Annotated in this window: 9 protein-coding genes; 1 reads left to right on the plus strand and 8 read right to left on the minus strand. The window is 73.2% G+C overall.

The annotated features are described in order from the left end of the window. Positions 1-284: 284 nt before the first annotated feature. The gene (locus EV284_RS10230) at positions 285-2,903 is read left to right on the plus strand and encodes a glycosyltransferase family 1 protein (protein ID WP_130332474.1); all 2,619 of its coding nucleotides are present in this window, start codon (positions 285-287) and stop codon (positions 2,901-2,903) included. A 98-nt stretch (positions 2,904-3,001) separates the two neighbouring features. On the opposite strand, the gene EV284_RS10235 is transcribed toward EV284_RS10230, so the two are convergent. From EV284_RS10235 to glgX, 8 genes are all read right to left on the minus strand, one after another. Next, positions 3,002-3,523: a DUF1990 domain-containing protein gene (locus EV284_RS10235; RefSeq protein WP_130332475.1), complete on the minus strand. Its 522-nt coding sequence runs from the start codon at positions 3,521-3,523 to the stop codon at positions 3,002-3,004. Positions 3,524-3,592: 69 nt separating this feature from the next. After that, positions 3,593-5,227: a M4 family metallopeptidase gene (locus tag EV284_RS10240; RefSeq protein ID WP_130332477.1), complete on the minus strand. Its 1,635-nt coding sequence runs from the start codon at positions 5,225-5,227 to the stop codon at positions 3,593-3,595. A gap of 254 nt (positions 5,228-5,481) precedes the next feature. Continuing rightward, a complete protein-coding gene (locus EV284_RS10245; protein ID WP_130332479.1) occupies positions 5,482-7,521 on the minus strand; it encodes a M4 family metallopeptidase in 2,040 nt (679 codons plus the stop codon). Positions 7,522-7,833: 312 nt separating this feature from the next. After that, positions 7,834-9,594, minus strand: coding sequence for an ABC transporter ATP-binding protein (locus EV284_RS10250; protein WP_130332481.1), 1,761 nt, complete (start codon positions 9,592-9,594; stop codon positions 7,834-7,836). Then, a complete protein-coding gene (locus tag EV284_RS10255; RefSeq protein ID WP_130332483.1) occupies positions 9,591-11,303 on the minus strand; it encodes an ABC transporter ATP-binding protein in 1,713 nt (570 codons plus the stop codon). Before EV284_RS10255 ends, EV284_RS10250 begins: the two co-directional genes overlap by 4 nt. 22 nt (positions 11,304-11,325) lie before the next feature. Continuing rightward, positions 11,326-13,191, minus strand: a complete 1,866-nt coding sequence (locus EV284_RS10260; protein WP_130332485.1) for an ABC transporter ATP-binding protein — start codon at positions 13,189-13,191, stop codon at positions 11,326-11,328. Further along, positions 13,188-14,939: an ABC transporter ATP-binding protein gene (locus EV284_RS10265; RefSeq protein ID WP_130333015.1), complete on the minus strand. Its 1,752-nt coding sequence runs from the start codon at positions 14,937-14,939 to the stop codon at positions 13,188-13,190. The genes EV284_RS10260 and EV284_RS10265 overlap by 4 nt, the downstream gene beginning before the upstream one ends. Positions 14,940-15,066: 127 nt before the next feature. Continuing rightward, positions 15,067-17,304 carry a glycogen debranching protein GlgX gene (glgX, locus tag EV284_RS10270; protein WP_207228989.1) on the minus strand — a complete coding sequence of 746 codons (2,238 nt, stop codon included), beginning with the start codon at positions 17,302-17,304 and terminating at the stop codon, positions 15,067-15,069. Between the last annotated feature and the right edge of the window lie 153 nt (positions 17,305-17,457).

Below are 17,457 nucleotides of genomic sequence, written 5' to 3' on the forward strand. Positions count from 1 at the left end.
CGTACAACTGCGTACGCTCCCGGCCTTACGTCTCCCGGATTCCCGCCCGGCGTGCCTTGACTCCCCCCGGTACGGCGGGGTTCGGTCAATTCCCGGCAGTTCCCGGCGCTTGCGCACCCCGCGCCCCTCGTCCGCGCTCCGTTCCCCCGCGCACCGGATGTGCCGTATCCGGCCGCTTCACCCGGATGCGTCCTCGGTGACGCCCCGGTAACCACTACCGTCGACAATGACGACGAGACGTACAGCGCCGTGCGTCTCACCATGCGACGCGTCCGAGGTGGAATGTGAAGGCGATCCGTCGGTTCACCGTCCGTCCAGTTCTCCCCGAACCCCTCCGGCCGCTCAGCGACCTGGCGCGCAATCTGCGCTGGTCCTGGCATGCGGAGACGCGCGACCTGTTCCAGTCCGTCGACCCCGGGCACTGGGCCGCCGCCGAGGGCGACCCGGTGCGGCTGCTGGGCCGGGTGAGCCCAGCGCGGCTCGCCGAGCTGGCGGAGGACCGGCGCTTCCTGCGCCGGCTGACCGCGGTCGCCGACGACCTGGACGACTACGTGACCGGCGACCGCTGGTACCAGCAGCAGGGTGACGGGCTGCCCGCCGCGGTCGCGTACTTCTCGCCCGAGTTCGGCATCACCGCGGCCCTGCCCCAGTACTCCGGCGGCCTCGGCATCCTGGCCGGCGACCACCTCAAGGCCGCCAGCGACCTGGGCGCCCCGCTGATCGGCGTCGGGCTGCTCTACCGGCACGGCTACTTCCGCCAGACCCTCTCCCGCGACGGCTGGCAGCAGGAGCACTACCCCGTCCTCGACCCCAACGAGCTGCCCCTCGTCCAGCTCAAGGAGGGCGACGGCACCCCCGCCGGCGTCTCCCTCGCGCTGCCCGGCGGCCGCGCCCTGCACGCCCGGATCTGGGTCGCACAGGTCGGCAGGGTGCCGCTGCTGCTGCTCGACTCCGACGTGGAGGAGAACGACCCGGCCGAACGCGGCGTCACCGACCGGCTCTACGGCGGCGGCAGCGAGCACCGGCTGCTCCAGGAGATGCTGCTCGGCATAGGAGGTGTCCGCGCGGTGCGCACCTACTGCCGGCTCACCGGGCACGCCGAGCCGGAGGTGTTCCACACCAACGAGGGGCACGCCGGGTTCCTCGGCCTGGAGCGCATCGCCGAACTGGGCGAGCTGGGGCTGGACTTCGACGCGGCACTGGAGACGGTGCGGGCCGGGACCGTGTTCACCACGCACACCCCCGTGCCCGCCGGGATCGACCGCTTCGACCGGGACCTGGTCGCCCGGCACTTCGGGCCCGACGCCGAGCTGTCCGGGCTCGACCCGCGCCGCGTGCTGGCGCTGGGCACCGAGACCTATCCGGGCGGCGAGCCCGGCCTGTTCAACATGGCCGTGATGGGCCTGCGCCTCGCCCAGCGGGCCAATGGCGTGTCGCTGCTGCACGGGCGGGTCAGCCGGGAGATGTTCGCCGGGCTCTGGCCGGGCTTCGACGCCGAGGAGGTGCCGATCACCTCGGTCACCAACGGGGTGCACGCCCCGACCTGGGTCGCCCCCGAGGTGCTGCGGCTCGGTTCCCGGCAGCTCGGCGTGCAGCGGGCCGAGGACGCGCTCACCGTCGGCGGCTCCGAGCGCTGGGACGCGGTCGCGGAGATCCCGGACCAGGAGATCTGGGAGCTGCGCCGCACCCTGCGCGAACAGCTCGTGCTGGAGGTGCGGTCCCGGCTGCGCGCCTCCTGGCGGCAGCGCGGGGCGGCCGACGCCGAGCTGGGCTGGATCGACGGGGTGCTCGACCCCGACGTGCTCACCATCGGCTTCGCCCGGCGCGTGCCCTCGTACAAGCGGCTCACGCTGATGCTGCGGGACAAGGAGCGGCTGACCGAGCTGCTGCTGCATCCGCAGCGGCCGGTGCAGATCGTGGTGGCGGGCAAGGCGCACCCGGCGGACGACGGCGGCAAGAAGCTCGTCCAGGAGCTGGTGCGGTTCGCGGACGACCCGCGGGTACGGCACCGGATCGTGTTCCTGCCCGACTACGGCATGGGGATGGCGCAGAAGCTCTACCCCGGCTGCGACATCTGGCTGAACAACCCGCTGCGCCCGCTGGAGGCGTGCGGCACCTCCGGGATGAAGGCCGCGCTGAACGGCTGCCTCAACCTGTCGGTGCTCGACGGCTGGTGGGACGAATGGTTCCAGCCCGACTTCGGCTGGGCCATCCCCACGGCGGACGGCGCGGCCACCGACCACGAGCGCCGGGACGACATCGAGGCCGCCGCGCTGTACGAACTCCTGGAGGGCCGGGTCACCGCCCGGTTCTACGAGCGCGGCCGGGCCTCGCTGCCCGACCGGTGGATCGAGATGGTCCGCCAGACCCTCACCCTGCTGGGCCCGAAGGTGCTGGCCGGCCGCATGGTCCGCGAGTACGTCGAGCGGCTCTACGCCCCGGCCGCCCAGGCCCACCGCGCACTCGCCCCGGACGCCGCGCGCGAACTGGCCGGCTGGAAGGCGAGGGTGCGCGCCGCGTGGCCCGGTGTGAGCGTGGACCACGTCGAGACCACGGCGCCCACCGCCACGGCGGAGCTGGGCTCCAGCGTCGGGCTGCGGGTGCGGGTGGGGCTCGGTGAGCTGACCCCGGACGACGTGGAGGTGCAGGTGGTCTCCGGCCGGGTCGACTCCGGCGACCGCATCACCGACGCGAGCACGGTCCCGCTGAAACCGGTCGGCAACCCCGACCTGGAGGGCCGCTGGCTCTACGAGGGCCCCCTCTTCCTCGACCGCACCGGCCCCTTCGGCTACACCGTCCGCATCCTCCCCGCCCACCGCCTCCTCGCCTCCACGGCGGAGACGGGCCTGGTGACGTCCCCGCCGGAGGAAGCGGTGGAATCGGCGGGGGTGCTGCTGCGCTGAGCCTGAGCCGCCGGAGGGTGGGCCGTGTCGTTCACCCTCCGACGACGGGCATCCGCGCGGGTGCCGGGGGAGTGGGTGTGCCGGTACCGCCCGGCGGTCTAGCTCTCGTCCTCGTCCGCGCACAGGCGCTTCAGGGTCGCGCCGCATCTGCGGGCGTAGGCGTGCTGGAGGGCGCGGGTGACGGGGCCGGCGGTGCGGGTGTACCACTTGGCGGGGCGGCTGTAGGCGGCGACCGTGAGCCAGACCGTGCCGTCACCGGTGCGCTCGACGACGAAGGCTTCCTCGCCGTCCTCGGGGTGGCCGGGCAGCGTGCCGTAGGCCCAGCCCGCGCGGCGGGGCTCGTCGGCGGTCCAGACGACCCGGCAGGGGGCCTTGATCACGCCCGCGAGGTTGACCGTGACCTCGGTGCCGGGGGTCGCGCGCTCGGCGGTGGTCTCCATGCCGACGCCCATCGCGCGGTGCATCTCCCAGGTGAGGACCGCCTCCGTGGCCCGGCGGAAAACGCCCGGACCCTCGCCGATCCGGGTGCGGGAGAAGAGGTGGTGGAAGCCGGGCGGGCAGACGGCGAGATCGTCGCGGGTAGCGCCGACCGGCTCGTAGGTGAAGGGCGCCGAGGACATGGCACCAGACTAGGGCGCCCCCCGGAAGATCACCTTCCCAGGGGGCGCCCCATCTCAACTACTGGACCACTAGCTGACGTTGACCGCCGACCAGGCCGACGCCACCGCGTTGTACTCGGCGCTGCCGGAGCCGTAGAGCGCGGAGGCCGCGTTCAGCGTCGCCGTGCGGGCCGCCTTGTAGTTGGTGGTGGAGGTCATGTACGTGGTCAGCGCCTTGTACCAGATCTGGAGCGCCTTGGCGCGCCCGATGCCGGTGACCGTGGAGCCGTTGTAGGTCGGGGAGTTGTACGAGACCCCGTTGACGGTCTTCGCGCCGCTGCCCTCGGACAGCAGGTAGAAGAAGTGGTTGGCGACGCCGGACGAGTAGTGCACGTCCTTGCTGCCGACCGAGGAGGACCAGTAGTCCGCCGAGCCGCCGTCCTTGCTGGGCTTGTCCATGTAGCGCAGCGGGGTGCCGTCGCCGTTGATGTTGATCTTCTCGCCGATGAGGTAGTCACCGGGGTCCGAGGCGTTGTTCGCGTAGAACTCCACACCGGTGCCGAAGATGTCGGACGTGGCCTCGTTCAGGCCGCCGGACTCGCCCGAGTAGTTCAGGCCGGCGGTGTTGGAGGTGACACCGTGGCTCATCTCGTGGCCCGCGACGTCCAGCGAGGTCAGCGGGTCGACGTTGCCGGAGCCGTCGCCGTACGTCATGCAGAAGCAGGAGTCGTCCCAGAACGCGTTCACGTAGGCGTTGCCGTAGTGGACGCGGGAGTAGGCGCCGACGCCGTTGTTCTTGATGCCGTTGCGGCCGAAGGTGTTCTTGTAGAAGTCCCAGGTCTCCGCCGCGCCGTAGGCGGCGTCGGCGGCCGCGGTCTGGTCGGAGGAGGAGCTGGAGGCGGTGCCGGTGCCGAAGACGTTGGTGGTGCTGGCCACCAGAGTGCCCGTGCCGGACGTCTTGCGGGCCAGGTTGTAGGTCTTGTGGTTGCCCCGGGCGCTGTCGGTGAGCTGGTACGTCGAGCCCGACTGCACGGAGTTGAGGGTGACCGTGCCGGAGTACAGCGTCTTGCCGGTCGCGTTCTCGACGCCCTGGTACTCGAAGAGCTTCTTGCCGGTGGCGGCGTCGGTGATCACGTGGAGCTGGTTGGGGGTGCCGTCGTCCTGGAGGCCGCCCACGACCGTCTCGTAGGCGAGGACGGGCTTGCCGGAGCCGGCCCAGATGACCTTGCGGGCGCCGTCCGACGCGGTCTTGGCGGAGCCGAGCGTCTTCGCGGCGCCGACGGCCTGCTTCTCCGCCTTGGCCGGGGTGATCTGCGGCTTCAGCGAGGCCACCTTGATGGCCGACTTGGTGGCCTTGGTGACGCCCTCGGCCTTGCCGGACTTGGCGGTGTGCACCACGAGGTCGCCGCCGAGGACCGGCAGGCCCGCGTAGGTGCGCTCGTAGCGGGTGTGGACGGTGCCGTCGACGTCCTTGACGACGTCTCTGACCACCAGCTTCTCCTTGGCACCGAGACCTATGCGCTGGGCGGTCTCGGGGGCGGCGGACTGGGCCTGCTGGATCAGCGTGGTACGGGCCGAGGCCGACAGCAGCGTCGGAGCGGCGGCCAGGGTCTTGTTCTCGGCGCTCGCGCTGGAGGCCAGGCCCGTGGAGAGGAGGGCACCGGCGGCGACGGCGGTGGCGATGACGAGCGAGGTGCGCTTGTGACGCGCGTAGAGGGGGCTCACAGTAGCTCCTTGACGTGGGGGCGTCGGCCAGCGTGGGGTCACTGGCCGGGTGGTGCGTACTGAAGTCGCTGTGCTGCGGCGGGTGGTGAGAGCGTGGCACCAGGGACGCGTACATGTCATGACCCTGTGGTGATGTTGGCCGAAACTCTTCGTCTTGATGTTGTTGCAGGCGTGTGAACGGGGGCCGCGCGGAGGGCTGTTCACCCTCCGGACCACCCCCGTTCACCGGCCGCGAGGGGCGGCGGAAGGGTGGTCTACGGGAAGGTGACCTTCCAGGAGTTGAGCGTGCCCTTGTCCTGCGCCGCCTGGTCCTGAACCTTCAACTTCCAAGTGCCGTTGGCGGGTTCGGCCGACGCGTTGACGGTGTAGGTCTCGTCCACGTCGTCCCCGGAGTCCGAGGAGCTGAAGTTCTTCAGCCGGTACGAGGTGCCCGACGGGCCGACCAGATCGATCACCAGATCACCGCGCCAGGTGTGGGTGATGTTGACGGCGACGCGCAAGTTGCTTGGCGCGTTTCCGCTCCTGCCGGAGACCGTGATGTCCGAGGTGACCGCGGGACCGTTGTCCGGGATCGCGACCGGTGTGGTGGATTCGTACGAGGTGCCCGTGTCGCCGCCGGGCCGGGTGCCGACCCCGACGCCCGCCCAGGCGTCCTGCACGGCCGCGTACTCGGCGCTGGTGGTGCCGTACAGCTCACCGGCGGCGGCCAGGGTGCCGGTGCGGGCGCCCGAGTAGTTGGTGGTCGAGGTCCACTTGGTGGTGAGCGCCCGGTACCAGATCTGGAGGGCCTTGGCCCGGCCGATGCCGGTGACCGGGAGACCGTCGGCGGTGGGGGAGTCGTAGGAGACCCCGTCGATCACCTTGGCGCCGCTGCCCTCGCTCAGCAGGTAGAAGAAGTGGTTCGCCGGGCCGGAGGAGTAGTGCACGTCGACCCCGCCGATACCGGAGTACCAGCTGTCCTTGGAGGCGCCGTCCTTGCTCGGCTTGTCCAGGTAGCGCAGCGGGGTGCCGTCGCCGTTGATGTCGATCTTCTCGCCGATGAGGTAGTCACCGGGGTCCGAGGCGTTGTCCGCGTAGAACTCCACGCCCGTGCCGAAGATGTCGGAGGTGGCCTCGTTCAGCCCGCCCGACTCACCGGAGTAGTTGAGCCCGGCCGTGTTGGAGGTGACGCCGTGGCTCATCTCGTGCCCGGCGACGTCCAGAGCCGTCAGCGGGTCCGCGTTGCCCGAGCCGTCACCGTAGGTCATGCAGAAGCAGGAGTCGCTCCAGAAGGCGTTCACATACGAATTGCCGTAGTGCACACGCGAGTAGGCGCCGACGCCGTTGTTCTTGATGCCGCTGCGGCCGAACGTGTTCTTGTAGAAGTCCCAGGTGACCGCCGCCCCGTAGTGCGCGTCCGCGCCCGCCGTCGCCGGGTCCGACACGGTGCCGTTGCCCCAGGTGTCGGCGCCTTGCGAGAAGAGGGTGCCGGTGCCGGAGGTGCCCCGGTTCAGGTTGTACGTCTTGTGGCCGCCCCGGTCCCCGTCGGTCAGGGTGTACGTGGAGCCGGACTGGGTCGTGGTGAGCGGGACCTGGCCGCTGTACTGGGTGTTGCCGACGCCGGTGCGGATGCCCTGGTACTCGTAGAGCTTCTTGCCGGTGGTGGCGTCGGTGACGACGTGCAGCTCGCTCGGGGTGCCGTCGTCCTGGAGGCCGCCGACCACCGTCTCGTGGGCGAGGACCGGCTTGCCGGTGGCGGCCCAGATCACCGTGCGCACGGTGCCCGCGGCGGACTCGGTGCCGCCGAGCTGCTTCGCCCGTGCCACCGCCTGCCGCTCCGCCGTGGCCTTCGGCACCGCCGGGGTGAGGCCGGCGACCTTCAGCGTGGCGCCGGACGCCTTCACCACGCGCTTGGTCGCGCCCGAGGGCGCGGTGTCCACGATGAGGTCGCCGCCGAGCACGGGCAGGCCCGCGTAGGTGCGCTCGTAGCGGGTGTGCAGGGTGCCGTCGCCGTCCTTGACGACATCGCGGGCGACGAGCTTCTCCTGCGCGCCGAGCCCGATCGAGCGGGCGGTGTCCGCCCGGCCGGCGTCGGCGTCCCGGATCAGCCCGGCGCGCTGTGCGGCGGTGAGGCGTACGGAACTGTGGGCGGGGTTCGCCTTGCCCGGCCGGGGCTCGGCCGGAGCCGCGGTCGCCGCGCCGGACTGGACGGCGGTCGCGATGAGCGCGGCGACACCGGCCAGGGCCACGGTGGCGGTGCGGCGGCGCGGGGAGACGCGTCTGCGGGAGAGGTTGCTGCGGGGGCTGCTGCTCAACACTGACTCCTTCTGCGTGGCCGCCGGTCGCGCGGCCGAGGGAGACCGGACGGTGGGATGGGGCGTCCGGGGCAGAACAGGGCGGTGCGTGGTGCGCGTGCGGGCGCGGGGTGGCGCGGGACGCGTGAGCGCTGTGCGGTCGCTGTGAGTCGGTCGTGGGAAGAGTGACAGGGGAGCGGGGGGCCTGTCAGGAGCGCGTCGGGAAGTTGGCCGGAAGGCACGCCTGCCGTGCCAACTCCCTTTTGTTGCCACAGTGTTGAGCCGTGTTGAGCTGGTGTGTCGACCACCCTCGGCGGTCCGGTCGACGCGCCCTCAGGCCGTGCCGCCGTCCCCGTGCCAGGTGCGCCACAGCGCCGCGTACGCGCCGCCGGCCGCCACCAGTTCGTCGTGCGTGCCCAGCTCGGTGACGAGGCCGTCCTCCATCACCGCGACCCGGTCCGCGTCGTGCGCGGTGTGCAGCCGGTGCGCGATGGCGATCACCGTGCGGCCCGCGAGCACCGCCGCCAGACCCCGCTCGGTGTGCCGGGCGGTGGCCGGGTCGAGCAGGGCGGTCGCCTCGTCCAGGATCAGCGTGTGCGGGTCGGCCAGCACCACACGGGCCAGCGCGAGCTGCTGCGCCTGGGAACCGTCGGTCGCCCGGCCGCCCTGGCCGAGCCCGGTGTCCAGCCCCCGGGGCAGCTCCCGCACCCAGCCGTCGGCGCCCACGGCGACCAGCGCGGCCCACAACTCCTCGTCCGAGGCGCCGGGTTCGGCGATCAGCAGGTTGTCCCGGACCGAGCCGAGGAACACATGGTGCTCCTGGGTCACCAGCACCACCTGGCGGCGCAGCCGGGCGGGCTCCAGCTCCGCGACCGGGACCCCGCCGACCGTGACCGAGCCGGAGGCGGGGGCGTCGATACCCGCCAGCAGCCGGCTCAGCGTGGTCTTGCCCGCGCCGGACGCGCCCACCACCGCCAGCCGCTCACCGGGCCGGACCGTCAGGTCCACCCCGCGCAGCACCTCCCCGCCCCGCTCGTACGCGTACCGGACCCCGCGCACCTCGATCCGGTCGCCGGCCGGAGTCCGCGCCGTGCCCACCGCGGCGCGCGGTGCCTCGGCGACGCCCTCCACGCGGGCGAACGAGGCCCCGCTGGACTGGAGTTGGTCCAGCCGCATAAGCACCATGTCCAGCGGGTCGGTGAACTGCCGCATGTACAGCGCCCCGGCCACCACCTCGCCCAGCCCGATCAGCCCGCGCCCGTGCAGCCAGCCCCCGACCAGCAGCACCCCGGCCACCGGGATCGTGTACGAGATCTCGACGGACGGGAAGAACACCGTCCGCAGGCCCAGCGTGCGGTAGCGGCTGCGACGGGAGGTCTCCAGCGCCTCCCGGCCCGCCGCCGTACGCGCCTTCTGCAGCCGGAAGGCCTCCACCGTGCGGGCGCCCGCCGCCGTGGCCGCCACGACCTCCGCGACCGCCGAGGTCGCCGCGCCCTCGGCCAGATAGGCGTCCCGCGCCCGCCGCAGGTACCAGCGCACCGCCAGCCACACCGGGGTCAGCCCGAGCAGCCCGAACAGGCCCAGCCAGGGGCTCAGCGCGAACACCGCGCCGAGCACGAACAGCGCCTGCACCGCGTACACCAGCAGCTCCGGGCCGATGTCCCGCAGCGTGGTGCCGACCGTCGCCACGTCCGCCGTGCCGCGCGCCGTCAGGTCGCCGGTGCCGGCCCGCTCGACCACCGACGCGGGCAGCCCCAGCAGCCGTTCGACGAACGTCTCGCGCACCCGCGCCAGCGTCCGCTCCCCGAACCGGTGCGCCACGTAGCGCGCCCAGCGGGCCAGCACCAGCTGGGCCAGCGCGCACAGCAGGATCCACAGCGCGAGGCGGTCCACCACGCCGACCCCGCGCCCGGCCCGGACCCCGTCCACGATCCGGCCGACCAGCCAGGGGCCCACGATGCCCGCACCGGCCGCCAGCGCGTTCAGGGCCAGCGCGGCCGCGAAGGCCCGCCCGTCGGCGCGGACCAGCCGGGCGGCGGCCCGCCGTACCGTGCGCCGGTCAGCGACCGGCAGCGCTCCCGTGTCCGTCGTCACCGCGAGTCCTCCCCATCGCCCACATCCCGTGCCACCAGCGCCCGGTACCCCTTCTCGCGGTCCAGCAGCAGCCGGTGCGGACCGCTCGCGGCCACCTTGCCGTCGACCAGGAACAGCACCGTGTCCGCCACGTCCAGCAGCAGCGGCGAGGTCGACGTCACCACCGTCGTGCGGCCCTCCCGCGCCTCGCGCAGCCGGTGCGCCACCGCCGACTCGGTGTGCGCGTCCAGCGCCGAGGTCGGCTCCACGGCGAGCAGCACCTCGGGGTCGGTCAGCAGCGCCCGCGCCAGCCGGACCCGCTGCCGCTGGCCCCCGGAGAGGCTGCGGCCCTGCCCGGACACCACCGTGTCCAGCCCGTCGGGCAGCCCCCGTACGACGTCTTCGGCCGCCGCCGCCCGCACCGCCCGGCGCACCGCCGCCTCGTCCGCGGGGCGCCCGGCGGACACCGTCTCCAGCAGCGGGCCGGCGAACAGGTCGGCCTCGTTGTCCGCGACCAGCACCCGCGCGCGCACCTCGGCCAGCGGGACCGCGTCCAGGCGTACACCGCCCCACAGCGCGTCGGTCGGCCCGTACCGGCCCAGGCGGTCCACCACGGCGGCGGTGTCGGCGGAGCGGGCCGCGACCAGCGCGGTCAGCCGGCCCGGCGCCACCCGTACGCCCGAGGCGGGGTCGTGCAGCTCGGCCGGGTGCTCGGGGGCGGTCAGCGTGCCGTCGTCCGGTTCGGGCTCCAGCCGGAGCAGGGCCACCACCCGGCGGGCGGCCACCACCGCGCGGTTCAGGTCGTGGTTCATCTCCACGAAGAACGCGACCGGGCCGATCAGGACCGCCGCGTACCCGTACACCGACACCAGCTCGCCCACCGTGATCGCGCCCTGGGCTGCCAGCCGGGCCGCCAGCCAGGTCACCGCGGCCAGGAACAGCGTCGGCAGGCCGAGACCGAGCGCCTGCACCCAGCTCGTCACCGCGCCCACCCGGTAGCCCTGCTCCCGCAGCCGCCCGGAGTCCCGCGCGAAGGCGTCCGCGAACAGCGACTTGCCCCCGAGCCCGCCCAGCACCCGCAGGCCCCCCGCCAGGTCGCCGATGCGTGCCGTCAGGATGCCCTGGCGCTCCCGGTACTCGGTCTCGGTGCCCTGGAGGCGGCGGGTCAGCGGGCCGGTGAGCAGCGCGATGACCGGCACGCCCAGCAGCACCACGGCGGCCACCGAACCGGAGATGGTGAGCAGTTGGGCGGCCACCGCCGAGTAGACGACGACCGACCCGACACCCGGCCCCATCACGGTCAGCGCCTGCGCGAGGGTCTGTACGTCGCCCACCCCGACGGTGACGACCTCACCGGCCCCCACCCGGCGCGGCAGCGCGGCGCCCAGCCGTGCCGCGTGCTCCACCACCAGCTTCACGGTGCGGAAGTTGGCGTCCATCCGCACCCGCGTCATGGTGCGGTGCCGCATGATGCTCAGCCACGCGCACCCCACCCCGGCGGCGAACATCGCGCCGGTCCAGGCGGCCAGCACCCCGAGCCTTCCCGGCACCAGCCCGTCGTCCACCGCCCGCGAGAGGAGGTACGGCTGGGCCGCCATCAGCACCAGCCACGCCGAGCCGAACACCGCGCCGGCCAGCGAGCGCCCCGGCTGGCGCAGCGCCAGCCACCACAGATAGCGCCAGCCGCCGCGCGTATCAGGTATGCCGGGATCTCCGTACGCGTCGATCATCCTGCCCCCGTTCCACCGGCCGTCACTGAGCCAGACTGTCCCGCCACGCCTTGTGCAGCTCGGAGAACCTACCGGAACCGGCGATCAGCCGGTCGGGGCGGCCGTCCTCGACGATCCGGCCGTGCTCCATCACCAGCACCCGGTCGGCGATCTCCACGGTGGACAGCCGGTGCGCGATCACCACCGCCGTACGGCCGCGCAGCACGGTCGCCATCGCCCGCTGCACCGCCCGCTCACCCGGCACGTCCAGCGAGCTGGTGGCCTCGTCCAGGATCAGCACCGCCGGGTCGGCGAGCAACGCCCGCGCGAAGGCGACCAGTTGGCGCTGGCCTGCGGAGATCCGGCCACCGCGCTTGCGTACGTCGGTGTCGTAGCCGTCGGGCAGCGCGCTGATGAACTCGTGGGCGCCGATGGCCTTCGCCGCGCGCTCGACCTCCTCCCGCGTGGCCTCGGGGCGGCCGATGGCGATGTTGTCCGCGACCGTGCCGGAGAACAGGAACGCCTCCTGGGTCACCATCACCACCCCGCGCCGCAGTTCGGGCAGCGCCAGCTCGCGCAGGTCCACCCCGTCGAGCAGGACGGCGCCCTCGGTCGGGTCGTAGAACCGGGCCAGCAGCTTGGCCAGCGTCGACTTGCCCGCGCCCGTGGAGCCGACCACGGCGACGGTCTGTCCGGCGGGCAGCGTCAGGTCGAAGCGGGGCAGCACCTCGCCGCCGGTGCGATAGGCGAACCGCACCCCGTCGAAGACGACCTCACGGCCGGGGAAGTCGCTCTTCAGCGGGGGGAGTTCGCGGGACTCGGCAGGCTCCGGCACGGACGGGACCTGGGCCAGCAGGCCGGCGATCTTCTCCAGCGAGGCGGCCGCCGACTGGTAGGAGTTGAGGAACATCCCCAGCCGGTCGATCGGGTCGTACAGCCGCCGCAGATACAGCACCGCCGCCGCCAGCACGCCGAGGGCCAGGGTGCCGGAGGCCACCCGGTAGGCGCCCCACAGCACGATCCCGGCGACCGCCGTGTTGGCGACCAGCCGGGAGCCGACCACATACCGCGCCATCTCCAGCAGCGAGTCGCCGTTGCTGCGCTCGTGGTGGCGGTTGAGCGTGGCGAACTCGGCGTCGTTGGCGGCCTCGCGGCGGAAGGCGCGCACCGGGCGGATGCCGTTCATCGTCTCGACGAACTTCACGATCAGCGCCGCGATCGCCGTGGAGCGGGCGGCGAACACCTGCTCCGCGCGCCGCTGATAGCGCCGCACCAGCAGGTACAGCGGCACGAACGAGGCGACCGCGACCGCGCCGAGGCCCAGGTCGAGCCAGAGCAGCAGGGCGGAGATGTAGACGAACGACAGCACCACGGTGACCAGCTCCTGGAGCCCCTCGTCGAGGAGTTCGCGCAGCGCCTCCACGTCCGTGGTGGAGCGGGAGATCAGCCGGCCGGAGGTGTAGCGCTCGTGGAAGTCCACGCTGAGCGCCTGCGCGTGCCGGAAGATCCGGCCGCGCAGGTCCAGCAGCACGTCCTGGTTGACCCACGCGGACGCCCGGATGAACGCGTACTGCAGCCCGCCGGAGGCCAGCGCGCACAGCGCGTACCCCGCCGCCACCGCGAGCAGCGGCCCGTGGTCGTGCCGGCGCACGGCCGGTACGGCGGTGTCGATCGCGTACGCCACCAGCAGCGGGCCGGTCTGGGCCGCCGCCTGCTGGAGCAGCAGCAGGAGCACGGTGAGCGCGGCGCGGGCCCGGCGCGGGGCGAGCAGCGAGCGCAGCAGGGCGGCCGTGGCGCCGGGCGGGGTGGGCAGGAGGTCCCGGTCGAAGTCGTCGCCGGAGTCCTGCCCGCCTTCCGGTCCTGGCAGGTCGTCGTCCGTGGTGGGGGCGGCGGACGTCGTGGTGGTCATCGGGAGTCCTCGGGTTCCTCGGGCGCCTCGCGCGGGCCGCCGGACATCAGATGGGCGTACTCGGCGTTGGTGCGCAGCAGTTCGTGATGGGTGCCCACGGCGGTGATCCGGCCGTCGGAGAGCAGGGCCACGCGGTCGGCCAGCAGCACCGTGGAGGGGCGGTGGGCCACGATCAGCGCGGTGGTGTCGGCCAGCACCCGGCGCAGCGCCGCCTCCACGGCCGCCTCGGTGTGCACGTCGAGCGCGGACAGCGGGTCGTCCAGCACCAGGAACTCCGGCCGCCCGGCCACCGCGCGGGCCAGCGCGAGCCGTTGCCGCTGGCCGCCGGAGAGGCTGAGACCCTGTTCGCCGACCCGGGTGTCCGGGCCCTCGGGCAGGGCGTGCGCGAAGTCGGCGTGCGCCACGGCGAGCGCCCGGTCCAGCTCCTCCCGGCCCGCGTTCTCCCCGGCGCCCATGAGGACGTTCTCCGCCACGCTGGTGGAGAACAGGGTGGGCTCCTCGAAGGCGACGGCGACCCGGGCGCGCAGTTCCGCGCGGGGCAGCGTGGTGATGTCCACGCCGTTGAGGGTGATGCGGCCCGAGGTGGCGTCGTGCAGACGGGGGACCAGCGAGGTCAGGGTCGTCTTGCCGCTGCCGGTCGCGCCGACGAGTGCCATCGACTCGCCGGGGCGGATGTGCAGGTCGACCCCGTCCAGCACCGGGCGGGCGTCGGGGGCCACGTCGGCATGGCGGAAACCCACGCCCTCGAAGCGGAGGCCGCGTTCGCCGGGCTCGGGGGCGGTGGCGTCCGTGACGTCCGCGTGGTCCTCCGGACGCTGGTCCAGCACCTCGAAGTACCGTTCCGTGGCCGTCGCCGCCTCCTGGCACATCGCCAGCAGGAAGCCGATGGACTCCACCGGCCAGCGCAGCGCCAGCGCCGTGCTGAGGAACGCGACCAGCGTGCCGGCCGACAGCGATCCGTCCGCCACCCGCAGCACGCCCAGCACGAGCGCGGCCCCGATCGCCACCTCCGGCAGCGTGACGATGACCGCCCAGATGACGGCCAGCAGCCGCGCCTTGCCGACCTCGGTGTCCCGCAGCATCAGCGCCGTACGGCGGAAGGCGCGCGCCTGGCTGAGGTGACGCCCGAAGCCCTTGACGACCCGGATGCCGAGCACGCTCTCCTCGACCAGCGTGGTCAGGTCGCCGACCTGGTCCTGTGCCTGCCGGGCCGCGTGCGCGTACCGCTCCTCCACGACCACGCAGACCCACAGCAGCGGCACGGCGGGACCGAGCACGACCAGGCCGAGCACCCAGTCCTGCGCCAGCATGATCCCGACCCCCACGACGATCGTCACGCCGTTGACCAGCAGGAAGGTCAGCGCGAAGGCGAGGAACATCCGCACCAGCATCAGATCCCCGGTGCCCCGCGACAGCAACTGGCCCGAGGGCCAGCGGTCGTGGAAGGCCACCGGGAGCCGCTGGAGCCGCCGGTAGAGGTCGGCGCGCATGCCCGCCTCCACACGCGCCAGCGGACGGGCCACCAGCCAGCGCCTCATGCCGAACAGCAGCGCCTCGGCCACGCCGATCAGCAGCAGGTAGAGCGCGCCCAGCCAGACGCCGGCGGGGTCGCGCGCGGCCACCGGGCCGTCGACCATCCACTTCAGGACGAGCGGGATCACCAGACCGAGACAGGAAGCGACGACCGCGATGGCGGCGGCCGCGAACCAGCGTGCGCGCACCGGGCGTACGTAGGGCCACAGCCGCATGAGGGTGCGGGCGGCGGAGCGGCGCCGGGCGGGGGGAGAGTTGGTGGACACCGGGGTCAGCGTACGGACCGGCTTCCGTCCCGCCCACCGAGTTTTCCGGCCGCTCGGCACCCTTCAGGGGGTGTCTTCAGACGACCCGCAGCAGCAGCACCGTCCGCGCCGGGACGGTGATGTCGGTGTCCGCGTCGAGGACCGTGCCCGGCCCCCGGAGCTGCTCCTCGCCCGAGGTGTCCACCACCACCTCGTACCCCGCCGCCCAGGGGGCGCCCGGAAGAGTGAAGCCGGTGGGCTCGTGCCCGGCGTGCAGCACGGCGAGGAAGCTGTCGTCCACCACCGCCGCGCCCCGCTCGTCCCGCCCCGGGATGTCCCGGCCGGACAGATACATGCCAAGTGTGGCGGCGGGCGCGTACCAGTCGCGCTCGGTCATCTCCGTGCCCCGCGCGGTGAACCACGCCAGGTCTCGAAGGCCGTCCGCCGAGTGCGCGCGGCCGGAGAAGAAGGCGCGGCGGCGCAGCACCGGGTGCGCGTGGCGCAGCGCGATCAGCCGGCAGGTCAGGTCGAACAGGGGCCGCCAGTCCGGGTCGTCCAGCAGCGACCAGTCCAGCCAGCTCAGCTCGCCGTCCTGGCAGTAGGCGTTGTTGTTGCCGCCCTGCGTGCGGCCCAGCTCGTCTCCGGCGACCAGCATCGGCACCCCGGTGGACAGCAGCAGTGTGGTCAGCAGGTTCCGCAACTGCCGCCTGCGCAGGGCCCGTACGCCCTCGTCGTCCGTCTCGCCCTCGGCGCCGCAGTTCCAGGAGCGGTTGTCGTCGGTGCCGTCCCGGTTGTCCTCGCCGTTCGCCTCGTTGTGCTTGCCGTGGTACGAGACCAGGTCGCGCAGGGTGAAACCGTCGTGCGCGGTGACGAAGTTGACCGAGGCGTACGGGCGGCGGCCGCCCCAGGCGTACAGGTCGCTGGAGCCGGACAGCCGGTAGCCCATCTCGCGGACGTCGGGCAGCGCGTGCCGCCAGAAGTCGCGCACCGTGTCGCGGTAGCGGTCGTTCCACTCCGTCCACAGCGGCGGGAAGGCGCCCACCTGGTAGCCGCCGGAGCCGATGTCCCACGGCTCGGCGATCAGCTTCACCCGGCGTAGCACCGGGTCCTGGGCGATGACGGCCAGAAAGGGCGACAGCATGTCGACGTCGTGCATCGAGCGGGCCAGCGCCGCCGCCAGGTCGAAGCGGAAGCCGTCCACGCCCATCTCGGTCACCCAGTAGCGCAGCGAGTCCGTGATCAGCCGGAGCACCTGGGGCTGGACCACGTGCAGGGTGTTGCCGCACCCGGTGTAGTCGGCGTACCGGCGGGCGTCGGTCTGGAGGCGGTAGTAGCCCCGGTTGTCGATGCCCTTCAGGGAGAGCGTCGGCCCGAGTTCGCCCGCCTCGGCGGTGTGGTTGTAGACCACGTCGAGAATCACCTCGATGCCGGCCGCGTGCAGCGCGCGCACCATCCGCTTGAACTCGCCGACCTGCTCACCCGTGGTACCGGAGGCCGCGTAGGCCGCGTGCGGGGCGAAGTAGCCGACGGAGTTGTAGCCCCAGTAGTTCTTCAGGCCCCGGCGCAGCAGATGGTCCTCGTGTGCGAACTGGTGGACGGGAAGCAGCTCCACCGCCGTCACGCCCAGCTTCACCAGGTGCTCGATCGCCGCCGGGTGCGCGAGACCGGCGTAGGTGCCGCGCAGCTCCTCCGGGATGCCGGGGTGGAGCTTGGTGAAGCCCTTGACGTGCAGTTCGTAGATGACCGAGTCCGCCCACGGCGTCTTGGGCCGGCGGTCGTCGGACCAGTCGTCGTCGTCGTGCACCACCACGCCCTTGGGCACGAAGGGCGCCGAGTCCCGCTCGTCCCGCACGGTGTCCGCGTAGGCCTGCTCCGGCCAGTCCCGTACGTGCCCGTACACCTCCGGCGGCAGCGCGAACTCCCCGTCCACGGCGCGGGCGTACGGGTCCAGCAGCAGCTTCGCCGGGTTCCAGCGGGCGCCGGTCCACGGGTCCCAGCGGCCCTCCACCCGGTAGCCGTAGCGCCGGCCGGGCAGCACACCGGGCACGAAGCCGTGCCAGATCTCGTGCGTCAGCTCGGTGAGCCGGACCTGGGTCTCCCGGCCCCGCTCGTCGAACAGGCACAGCCGCACCGCCTCCGCGCCGCCCGCCCACAGCGCGAAGTTGGTGCCCGCCACCCCGTCCGGGCCGGTACGGAACCGGGCCCCCAGCGGGGTCGGCGTCCCCGGCCACGCGGGCGGCGCGGCGCGCCGGGCACCGCGCACCGGGGAAGTGCCGGTCCCGCTCTGGGCGGCCGGTTCCCCGGCCCGTGCCCGCTGCTCGGCTGCGCTCGTCACCAGTCGGCCCCTCTTTCAGTGGCTCGGCCTTCCGGGGCACGGCCGCCCGCGCCGAACGGCCGACCGCACCCGCGGGCCTGCCAAGGCCCCGGGCACGCTCGGCCGGCCGGTACGGCAGCGCCCCGACGGCTCCGGCGCGGGCGCGGCGGCTCC

The organism is Streptomyces sp. BK022 (assembly GCF_004217355.1).
GTDB classification, from domain to species: domain Bacteria; phylum Actinomycetota; class Actinomycetes; order Streptomycetales; family Streptomycetaceae; genus Streptomyces; species Streptomyces griseoluteus.